This window comes from Luteimonas panaciterrae (assembly GCF_020511115.1).
Taxonomy (GTDB): domain Bacteria; phylum Pseudomonadota; class Gammaproteobacteria; order Xanthomonadales; family Xanthomonadaceae; genus Luteimonas; species Luteimonas panaciterrae.
The window spans coordinates 1-10,043 of record NZ_JAJAVH010000028.1 but is presented as its reverse complement, the minus strand read 5'-3'; the positions used below and the strand labels follow the sequence as shown (position 1 = coordinate 10,043).

At 56.7% G+C, this 10,043-nt stretch carries 10 protein-coding genes; 6 read left to right on the top strand and 4 right to left on the bottom strand.

The genetic code is table 11. From position 1 onward, the window contains the following. Both LG367_RS17935 and LG367_RS17930 read left to right on the top strand, forming a co-directional pair. Positions 1-939: lipase family protein (locus tag LG367_RS17935; RefSeq protein ID WP_226470640.1), on the top strand; the 939-nt coding region annotated here is incomplete at its 5' end. Between the two features lie 466 nt (positions 940-1,405). Continuing rightward, positions 1,406-1,825, top strand: coding sequence for a low affinity iron permease family protein (locus LG367_RS17930; RefSeq protein ID WP_226470639.1), 420 nt, complete (start codon positions 1,406-1,408; stop codon positions 1,823-1,825). Between the two features lies 1 nt (position 1,826). Here the strand turns inward: LG367_RS17930 and LG367_RS17925 are convergent, their stop codons facing one another. Continuing rightward, positions 1,827-3,056, bottom strand: coding sequence for an NAD(P)/FAD-dependent oxidoreductase (locus LG367_RS17925; RefSeq protein ID WP_226470638.1), 1,230 nt, complete (start codon positions 3,054-3,056; stop codon positions 1,827-1,829). A 787-nt stretch (positions 3,057-3,843) separates the two neighbouring features. Here LG367_RS17925 and LG367_RS17920 point away from each other — a divergent pair. Then, complete coding sequence (locus tag LG367_RS17920; protein ID WP_226470637.1) at positions 3,844-4,446, top strand: hypothetical protein; 603 nt, start codon at positions 3,844-3,846, stop codon at positions 4,444-4,446. A gap of 38 nt (positions 4,447-4,484) precedes the next feature. Next, entirely contained in the window at positions 4,485-5,459 is a 975-nt protein-coding gene (locus LG367_RS17915; protein WP_226470636.1) for an SDR family oxidoreductase, read from the top strand. On the opposite strand, the gene LG367_RS18685 is transcribed toward LG367_RS17915, so the two are convergent. Further along, positions 5,456-5,887, bottom strand: coding sequence for an OmpA family protein (locus LG367_RS18685; RefSeq protein ID WP_226470635.1), 432 nt, complete (start codon positions 5,885-5,887; stop codon positions 5,456-5,458). The genes LG367_RS17915 and LG367_RS18685 overlap by 4 nt on opposite strands. A 442-nt stretch (positions 5,888-6,329) precedes the next feature. Between LG367_RS18685 and LG367_RS17905 the strand changes: the two genes are divergently transcribed. Both LG367_RS17905 and arr read left to right on the top strand, forming a co-directional pair. Further along, a complete protein-coding gene (locus tag LG367_RS17905; RefSeq protein WP_226470634.1) occupies positions 6,330-6,737 on the top strand; it encodes a hypothetical protein in 408 nt (135 codons plus the stop codon). A gap of 336 nt (positions 6,738-7,073) precedes the next feature. Then, complete coding sequence (arr, locus tag LG367_RS17900; RefSeq protein WP_226470633.1) at positions 7,074-7,475, top strand: NAD(+)--rifampin ADP-ribosyltransferase; 402 nt, start codon at positions 7,074-7,076, stop codon at positions 7,473-7,475. 74 nt (positions 7,476-7,549) lie between these two features. Here arr and LG367_RS17895 read toward each other — a convergent pair whose 3' ends face one another. Beyond that, the gene (locus tag LG367_RS17895; protein WP_226470641.1) at positions 7,550-7,996 is read right to left on the bottom strand and encodes a hypothetical protein; all 447 of its coding nucleotides are present in this window, start codon (positions 7,994-7,996) and stop codon (positions 7,550-7,552) included. Positions 7,997-8,336: 340 nt separating this feature from the next. Continuing rightward, the gene (locus LG367_RS17890; RefSeq protein ID WP_226470632.1) at positions 8,337-9,443 is read right to left on the bottom strand and encodes an alpha/beta fold hydrolase; all 1,107 of its coding nucleotides are present in this window, start codon (positions 9,441-9,443) and stop codon (positions 8,337-8,339) included. Positions 9,444-10,043 lie beyond the last annotated feature (600 nt).

The window sequence follows — 10,043 nt, the reverse complement described above, 5'->3', positions numbered from 1 at the left end:
TCGGGCGGGGTGACGCTCGGCGGGTTGATCCCGAATGTCGAATCGATCTTGCTCTCCCCGCTTTTGTCGAAGGGTTACACCCTCGTAATCCCAGATAGCCAGGGCCAACAGGCGAACTTCGGGGCTGGACAGGAATACGGCTTGAACACCCTGGACTCCGTACGCGCAACATTCAACTCCCCAACGGTCGGACTGCCCACCGACACGAAAATCGTGCTAATTGGCTATTCCGGTGGGGGAATCGCAACGGAGTGGGCAGCTGAACTGGCTCCCAGCTATGCTCCTGATATCGACAAGCGAATCATTGGATTCTCGACCGGAGGACTCCTAGTGCATCCGGCGCACAATTTGCACTACGTCGATGGAAGCCTGGGATGGGCTGGAATTCTGCCGGCGGCTTTTCTCGGAATTTTCCGATCGTATGGCGTTGATCCGACCCCCTATCTAAACGACCACGGCAAGGCTGTTCTCGAGCGGTTAGAGAAGGCCTCCATTCTCAACATTCTGTTCCAATACCCTGGACTGACGTGGAAATCGATCGCCAAGCCGGAGTACCCGACGCCGGAGAAGATTCCGGTCTACGTGGAAATCGTAAACGACCTGATCATGGGAACTGGCGGCACGCCGTCGGCTCCGATGATGATCCGCCAAGGCGCCGGCGGCGAAGCTGAAGGCACACCAGGCGACAAGCCTGGAATCGGTCGCGGCGATGCTGTCATGATTGCTGGCGACGTGCGGACACTGGCACGTGATTACTGCTCACGCGGAGTCAAGGTTGAGTACAGACAGGCCGACGGTCTCAGCCACATCCCGACTACGTTTCTGTGGACTGCCGAGACAATCCCTTGGGTTGACGATCGATTCGCAGGTCGCCCAGCCGTACAAAACTGCTCTGAGATCCCGGCCGGCAATCCACTGACTCCCATCACCGCCCTCTAGATCATGGAACAGAACCTGCCGTAACAAAGGGCCAGATATCCGACCTAGAGGCTGGGCTTGTTCACCCTGCGATACGAGCAATCATGACACCGGCCCCTGCATGTTTCATAAGCTCGAGGGTGATGCCGCTTCCGCCGAACGCGAGCGGAAGCGGATTCTCGAAATCGTCGTGCAGCATTGCCGGGGGGGGGGCAAGGCGCGTGGTTCGACTCGCCTACATGAATCGTTGCGGGTGGCTACAACAGGTCGGTTCTATCCCCAAGGCAGAGGAGCGGACACATATGCTACGGACCACACGCTCAGCACCGGTTGGAAAGTGCAATATGGGAGCGATCGTTGCTGACCGAACCTAGGCGCTTCGCAATGGTTCGCCATCGACATAAAGCGAGCGCTCACCGACGATGCGCCCGCCCTTTCGATTGATGTCGATTGTAAAATCGATCGCTGAATCAAAATGGAGGACAGCATGTCATCTTGGTTCAAATCACTGACAAACCATGCTTCTCGTATCTCGGGCCATCCAGCGACTTTCGCCACTGCAGCCGCGATGGTCATCATCTGGGGCGCTTCGGGGCCCTTCTTTGATTACAGTGAAACCTGGCAATTAGTCATCAACACAAGCACGACCATAATCACGTTTCTCATGGTGTTTCTGCTTCAAAGCACACAGAACCGCGACACTGCCGCGCTTCAAATCAAGATCGATGAACTGATCCGCATCAGCAAGGCGAACAATGCCCTCCTGGATCTGGAAAACCTGGATACCGAGAAGCTAGAAAAACTTCGGGACGAGTACATCCGCCTTGCCAAAGAGGCGCGAGGTTCCCTGGAAAATCCCACAGCCTCGAACGTAGCGCCAGGGAAAACATCCGACGCGTCCGATTGAACTAGAGAGGACGAAAGCTAAGCCTGGAGAACGAAAAAAGCTTCCGTAGCGGCTGCTCGCGCTGCCTCTCGACGTAGGATCGAAGAAGCTGCGCGCCGATTCCTGCATAGGTGATCCCATTGCCCCCATAAGCCATGGCGAAAAGAACGCGCGTTCCATGCTGTGGATGTGGTCCAAAGAACGGGAGCCCATCCTCCGTTTCGGCGAAGGTGCCGCCCCAGGAAAACGCAGGTCGCAAAGGTTGTAAGCCCGGAAAACGAGCGGCCACATCGGCTGCGAGCTGGTGCGATTTGCGCTTGACCAGCGCATCACGCCGGACAGGAATGTCCACGGCGTCATCCGCCCCTCCCACCAGCAGACGGCCGTCATCCGTCCCACGCATGTACAAGTATGGCCGCGCGCTCTCCCAGAACAACATCCCTCGCATGCGAGCAATCTCATTGACGTCCATGCGATCCGTGATGAACGCATAACTACTGCGATTTCTAGCCACTTTCTGCTTGAGCCACTGTTGAGCAATGTATCCGGTAGCAAGCACCACGTACCGGGCACGAACGCTGATACCTTCGGCAGAGTGCAGCGCGACACCACGCGCATGCGTTTCAATGCGATCAATATGACTGCCGTCGAAGACATTCGTGCCCTGCTGTTCCATTCTCATCAACAGACGCCACGCGAAACGATAAGGATCCACACGAGCACCCAGCCGGCTCAGAATCGCTCCTGAAGCCTCCAATCCATATCGCTGACGCAATTCGTCAGCAGACAACCACTCAATATCAAAGCCGGCCTGTGCGCGCATCTTGAATTCCGCCTCAAGCTTCCCACGGTCGCGACGCTTGCTCGCCCAGTAGAGACTATGGTTGTACGCAAAGCCTACGTCTCCAACACGATCAGCGATTTCAGCCAGCCATGGGATCACCTCGGCGCACGCGCCGTAAGCAAGACATGCCACGTCTTCCCCATATCGCTTGGCCAACTCGGTCATATGGGTATCGATTTCGTACTGCAACAACGCCGTGCTGGCGGCAGTGCTACCCCAACCGATTTCATTCTGCTCGATGACAACTACATCATGTCCATGATCCGCCAACTCGTTGGCAACCAGGGCGCCCGTGATACCGCCTCCAAGAACGGCTACATCGCAGCTGACATCATGTTGCAGCCGCGGAAATTCATGCAGCAAGCCATTCCGCACCGCCCACCAAGGATAGCCACTTTTCAGGTCCACGCCTGCCCCCCAGGCCGAGCAATGGCAGCAGGTGCCGACAAATGGCGCATCTATGCAGGCCCGGGCATCGTATCAACGACCAGTACGATTGTATTGTTGCGATAGTCGCCGTAAAACGGCTTCTACGATTGGGCGAGCTTGGCGCCAATCCAAGCCGCGATCGCCGCATGTTCTTTCATAACTTTGACGTAGCTCCTGCTCGATCTGATAAAGAGGCCGACCGCGAGCGCGGACAAATGCGTCCAAGCCCAGCCTGATCGCTGGCTCAAGATCCTGCGCACGGCACCCATCGTGTTCGCTGTCTCGATAGAACTGCTGCCAGTATCTGAACTCTGAGTCCATATCCACAAAGCCTTCTCGGCTTGCAGCCTCATGGTTCGATGCTTTCTGGCGAGCCACTTCAGAATAGGAAGTGATAGCACGCAGATACGGTGAATGCTGACTCCAGAACGCTTCGTTTGTCGACCTTGCGCTCGTTCCGGTACGTTGCCGTAAATCCCTCGCTACCCGACTGGTCATGTTCCCTCCAGTTGACATCTCTACTTCAACTCTCGAACAACATTCGTAGAACCTACCAACTCAGCCTAGCACTACACCACGACATCGCCGACACAGAAATTCAACCGGTTAAGATTCCGGCAATCTTGCCGCAACGATTATTTAACTCAACCCGTTTGATCTCGTTAAACCTTGATCTTGCGTGAGAGATCGACGCATGAAAGGTCACACGATCGGAACGCACATCGTCGTACTAAACCATTGCGATCATTCGCATTGGAGAACACTGATGGGTAAGCGAGTCGAAAGTGAACAGGTCCATGAACTTTTGTTGCAAGCATTGGAGACGGAGAGAGGTGGCATACAGATTTACACCGCTGCTCTCAAGGCAGTCCAGAACGAAGATCTCCGAAAAGAATGGGAGGGCTATCTGGATGAGACCCGTACCCACGAGCAGGTATTGACGAGTGTCTTCGCCGAACTTGGATTCGATACCGAAGAATCTAGCGCTGGGCGCGCCGTTGTCGCCCACCTGGGAAAATCACTAGTTCAAGCCATAGAACTTGCGATCAGCAAGGCGGATCCGGCTGCGGCCGAGATAGTGGCGGCGGAATGTGTCGTTCTGGCTGAGACGAAGGATCATCAGAACTGGGAGCTGATCGGCAAAGTCGCCGAGCAGCGTCAACAACACTCCAGCATCCTGAAGAAGGCCTTCGAGGCTGTAGAGAATGATGAAGACCACCACCTCTACCACACCAAGGGTTGGTGCAGAGAGCTTTGGATTCAGAGTCTCGGAATGCCGGCAGTGCTACCCCCACCCGAAGAAGTCAAGAAAGTGGAGACTGCGATCGGTGCCGCGCGCGCAGAGCAGGCACGCGACAAGATGATGTGATGACCTAGAGTCTCATCCAATCCTGGGAGGGCCTCGTCATGGCAAGTCGGAAGGCTACGAAGGCAACCGTCGATCGGCAAAGAAGGATTCAGAAAAAGATCGATGCGAAGAAGCCGGTGCCAAAGACATCGTCAAAGAAAGCGGCGCTGACTGGCGCAAAGCGACAGCCAGAGAACCCCATGCCAGCGCAACATTTGCAAAAGCCTGGCAATGAGGCCGATCTGAATCTCCCACCTCGCTTCCTTGCACCTGATTATCAAGGAAGCGGGAAACTCAAAGACATGGTCGCCATCGTGACGGGTGGCGACTCTGGGATAGGACGTGCTGTCGCGGTGCTCTTCGCTCGCGAAGGCGCGAACGTGGCCATTCTTTACCTCAACGAGGATAAAGATGCCAAGCAGACCAAGGAAGCAGTCGAAAAGGAAGGAAAACGGTGCCTCGTGATCCCGGGCGACGTTCGGGACAGCAAGTTCTGCGAAACGGCCGTAAGATCAGTCCTGAAGACATTCGGACGAATAGACATTCTCGTCAACAACGCGGCCTTCCAGCTTCATGCTGAACGCATTGAAGACATTACAGACGCCCACTTCCAGGAGACGATTCAAACCAATATCGGCGGGTACTTCAGGATGGCGCGCGCAGTAGTACCGTATATGCGCCCTGGATCCAGCATCGTCAACAACGGATCAGAGACCGGCATCTTTGGCAGCAAGCACTTACTAGATTACTCTGCTACGAAAGGTGCTATTCATGCGTTTACCAAGTCTCTTGCCAGCAACTTGCTCGAACGTGGGATACGGGTGAACTGCGTAGCCCCGGGACCGGTTTGGACGCCCCTGAATCCTGCGGATAAATCAAAAAACGACATCCAGTCCTTTGGCCAGGATAGTGATATGGGGCGCCCTGCTCAGCCTGAAGAGATATCGCCTGCGTTTGTCTTCCTGGCTTCACCCGTTACCGGTTCATACGTCAATGGGATTGTTCTGCCGGTCATGGGAGGTCCTCGAGGCTAGATCCGAGGGCGCCATTCTTGTGCTATTACCGGCGCCTCCTGGCTCGCGTCGGGCCTACAGCGTCTTTGCGACAGAGCCTGATTGGCTTGGTCGCTGCCGATACTGTCGGTATGACCGATGACCCGCACCTTCTGCAATCCCTTGGAATTGCGCAGTTCACCAGCGATGCGCGCGACTTCCGCCATGTACGTGCGTGATCCCGATCTCAACCTCATCGAGATATCCGAGCATCTGTAAGGTGTCGAAGATGCATTCTTCGGCGCAGTGAACAAGCCTGCGAAATTGAGATGCCTGCCGTCAGTCAACACCACGTCCGCATGCCCTTCGTTCCTTTCGATGGGCGTCGTCTCGACGGTGACGCCACGAGCCAACAACTCCCGCAATGCGGGTTCGTCCAGTTCCAGCACGTTGTTGGTAAGAAATGTCACCACCCCCATTCCGGCAAGAGTTGTGCCTGATGGATCGAGATGGGGCTTGCGGCGACCACACCAATGCGTCCCTGATCCAGTTCATAAGCTGAAGCGCTGTAGCCACACGAAGAGCGCGTATCGCCAACATCGGCGAAGTTTCGGCGGCTTGCGCGCCGCCTGCGGGAACAACACCAAGACTTCCGCGACTACGCAACGGTTGATGTCCTTGCGTCGTTTCTTTGACCATGATCAATTTATGTCAACGTTAAGTATCTTGACGTAAAGATTGTTTCGTGGGAGCTTGTGATCGCCGCGAAAGGAAATCCCTGTCTCGATCAACGCTCGGTTATGGCCATGGATGGCGCGCACTTGCGCAGCATGATGCTGGCGAGATCGTCATCGAAAGACATATTGCGCGGACACCCACTCATGACACTAGGAAGTACATAAGGAGATCCGAATGAAATCTTGCTATCCCCTCGCCTTGCTTTTGCTTGGCTGTTCCGTCTTCGCGCAAGATGCTTTTGCAGGAAAGAAAGTTGCAGGAAGCGTCCAGGTCTATCAATCCGGCGGCTGGGTTCATGGCGAGGGCTCGCTTGGTTCAGCCCGCAACAGCACAAGCCCAGTCGAAGAAATCGGATGCGAGGTCAGAAATGAGCCGGAAGGGTCAGCGGTGACCTGCAGTGCCACTAACGCTGGCGGTGGCGGCTTTAGCTGCGACACCCGCAACAGCAACTTGATTGCCGCGGCCCGGTCGATCAACTCCGACTCGTACGTGAGAATCATTGCAAACCCGCTCATCGACAAGGTCGAATGCATCAGCATCAGCGTCGAGAACAGCTCAAAGTACGAACCAAAGAAGCCGTAACGAGTCATTTCCGCTCAAAGCCCAAAGTTGAAATCGACTTTGGGCTTTATTTGGTCATCTTCGCGCCATGTGATGACAGGTGCGCATCCGCCGCCCGACTCGCTTTGAACGCTGCGGCTCGAAATCTTCGCGACCACATTTCACGCCCGCCGTCCTGGCGAGCCAGTTCGACTAGAGCCGCACTTCCTGCATGTCAGGAGCGCCAAAAACAAAAAAAGGGAGGCGCCCGCGCCTCCCCACGATGAATTTATACAATATAGGGGGGCTTGCGGCAAGACCCTGCGCGTAATGCAGCATCGCCAACCTGTCGAATTGGCAGGGAACCGGAGTGGCGAGATGACTGATTCGCAAACGTACTACCACGGCACGAAGGCCGATCTAAAGTTGGGGGATCTCATAGAGCCAGGCTGCCTCTCCAACTACGGCAAAAGGAAACGAGCGTCTTTCGTCTACCTGACCGCCACACTGGATGCGGCCATCTGGGGAGCCGAACTGGCTGTTGGTTCGGGGCGTGGCAGGATCTACATCGTGGAACCAACCGGCCCCATCGAAGATGATCCAAATCTGACGAATAAAAGATTTCCTGGAAATCCTACGAAGTCATACCGCTCTCGGAATCCATTTCGCGTCACCGGTGAGGTTACAGATTGGAAGGGCCATTCTCCGGATAAGATCCGGGAAATGCTCGATCATCTGGAAGACCTCAAGCGACGCGGGGTGGAGGCAATCGAGGAATGAACGCGGCTACGCGACACCGACGGCGATGATCCGTTCCGGATTGCCTCGTTTTTTACGCCACCCGCATTGGCTACTTACGGCCTCTTGATTTCAAAACCACCCACATCGACGCCAAGATTGATGCCTTCACCCTTGCCGGCAAGGGCCAGCGAGACATTGCCCTTGGTCAATACTTGCGCCGATCCGGATTTCACGAGTCCGGCATTGGCCTCCGCTTTTGCATATGTGCCCAGCACATCATCAATCTTGTGCACGTCCGTGAAGCGGCCCTTGCCTTTGTCGATCTGCCACTTGCCGGCGCTGAGACCTATTGTCTTGGCGGAAATCTTGATCGGCATGGATTTGCCATTGGAGCAACTCACCGTCCCGCTGCCGGTCGCCTGTCCGTAGACAGCCGCCCACCCGTCCAATGTGTAGTCGAGTTTGCAGTCGATATCCTTGCCCGCGGCGCTTGCAAACGACGAGCACATCAGCGCCGCCGCGAGAACGGTGACAGCCGATACCGCAGAGTGTCGAATCATGACTTTCATTGCTCACCTCCTGCTGAATGCGGCCATTCTCTCGAAGCACTTGATAAGCACCAGTGACAGCCGTGTGAGCAAACCAGTCGTGCGCCCGTTCTACCGCACGCTCGGTATCATGACTCTCCGATAGCCGCGCGACTGGCTGACACAACAGCGCTTGCGGAGATGAAGAATGAATGCAACTTCAAGTTCAAGATGAGTACGGGAAGCTGACGGCACTTCCGTAGAACTTGGATGAAGCTCTGCGCCTTTGCCGACATCAGGCGCGCTCAAAACAGGAGCGCCCTATCTCTGAGTGAGATCCCAAGCAGGACCATCACCAGTCATCGGCAACGCCTCATCCAGCAGCACGATTATTCGGCGCTCCCTTGACCGCCCAGGTCACTTGTCCTGGGCACTCCGCGTGACGCGATGACTGCACCGCATCCAGCCAGCCTTCCACTGTCGGTGCCAAGCGATCCAGCCGCATCGGCAAGCTGATGTGATTCTCGCCCGCGATTTCCAGATAGCGCGCGCGCGGAGCCGCGGCAGCCAGCGCGCGACCATGAGTCACGGGGATATGCTGGTCATCGGCACCGTGTATCAGCAACAAGCAGGCCTTGGTTTCGCGGGCGGCGCCAGCCACGTCCACCGCATCCAGATCCAGACCCAGCTGCTTGTCGGCCGCTGCGATCACCGCATCCAGATCCTGACCACCGTAACGCAGACGCGCCAACTGCGTCTTCATCTGCGCGCTCCATCCCTGTGGCCGGCCATAGAGCATGTGCGGCACCATGTCACGAATGCCACGCCCGGCATTGGCGAACGACTCCATCGCCACCACGCCCGTCACCGCATCCCCCAGCTTCTGCGCGGTGAACAGAGCGGTGGCCGCGCCGTAAGACACGCCGAACAGGTACAGCGGACCTCGCACCTCGCCATGCTCACGCAGTGACGCGATCACCGCCGCGACATCGTCCGCTTCGCGTGTGCCGTAACCGGCGGGGCCGCCGCCCGAACGCCCATGATTGCGTAAGTCGATGCTGATGGCGCGGTAGCCGTCCTGGGCCAATTGCAATGACCAGGGCAACAGCGAATCGCCATCCATCATCCAACCGTGCAACAAAATTACGGTGCCGCGTGGCGTTGGCGCAGGCGCCTGCGGTGTGATGAAGTCCAGCGAGAAATCTGCGTTGTGATCGCTGGATGGTGCTCGATAGCCGAAGCGCAGGTGGTAATCACCCGGATCGATCGCGCGCCAGAACAACGGAATGCCCTCCGCGGTCACCACATGGCCGCTACGACTATGCAAGGTGGCGATCATCGCCTCCAGACGTTCTTGCGGAATCAGCGGCGACACACCGCCCGGCGCAACCAGGCGCTCGCTCAGGGATGTGGAGGCATTGGACCAGGCGTGACCGGCCAAGCACAGGCCGACCAGCGCCAGCAGTAGCAGGCGGATCATGGAGGGAGAGGAGCAAAAACGGCCGCGCACCGTAACGCACGTGCCGGCGGCGCTCTACCTCGGTCAGATGACAAGTTGATGACGGTTCAGCAGGGTTCCATCGGCCATGCGCCTAGATTCCGCCAACCTCCAATCAACGTTTTCGCCTCGCACCAAGCAGCTTGGTATGACGAAAGGCTTTCGGCTTTCGTGGGCTCGATCAATTCAAGATTGCATGGCAACCGTAGCCTGACCGATCGCCGATCGGTCAAAGCCCCAGGACGACAGCATGCCGCCTCCCTGTCGCGTAACTATCAAAGCGATGGTTTTGCGCGAAAGCCTTGTGCAATGCACCAGCACCCCGTTAAGGCAACATCAAACGCCCGATTAAAATGTGAGTTAAGTCACATTTTTTCGATTGTGCTGCATTGCGGCGTGAGCCTGGAAATATCCCCGATGACCGTTCCTCCCCACCGGCATCGCCTGTGGTGCCGGCTCACCACCTGTCCAACCACGGGGAGCATCAGACATGTCCGAGAAGAAACGTGCGAAGAATCGTTGGCGCGCGGTCACGCGTAAACACGCAGCCCTGGTCGCGGCGATGCTGGCATTCGCAGGGGT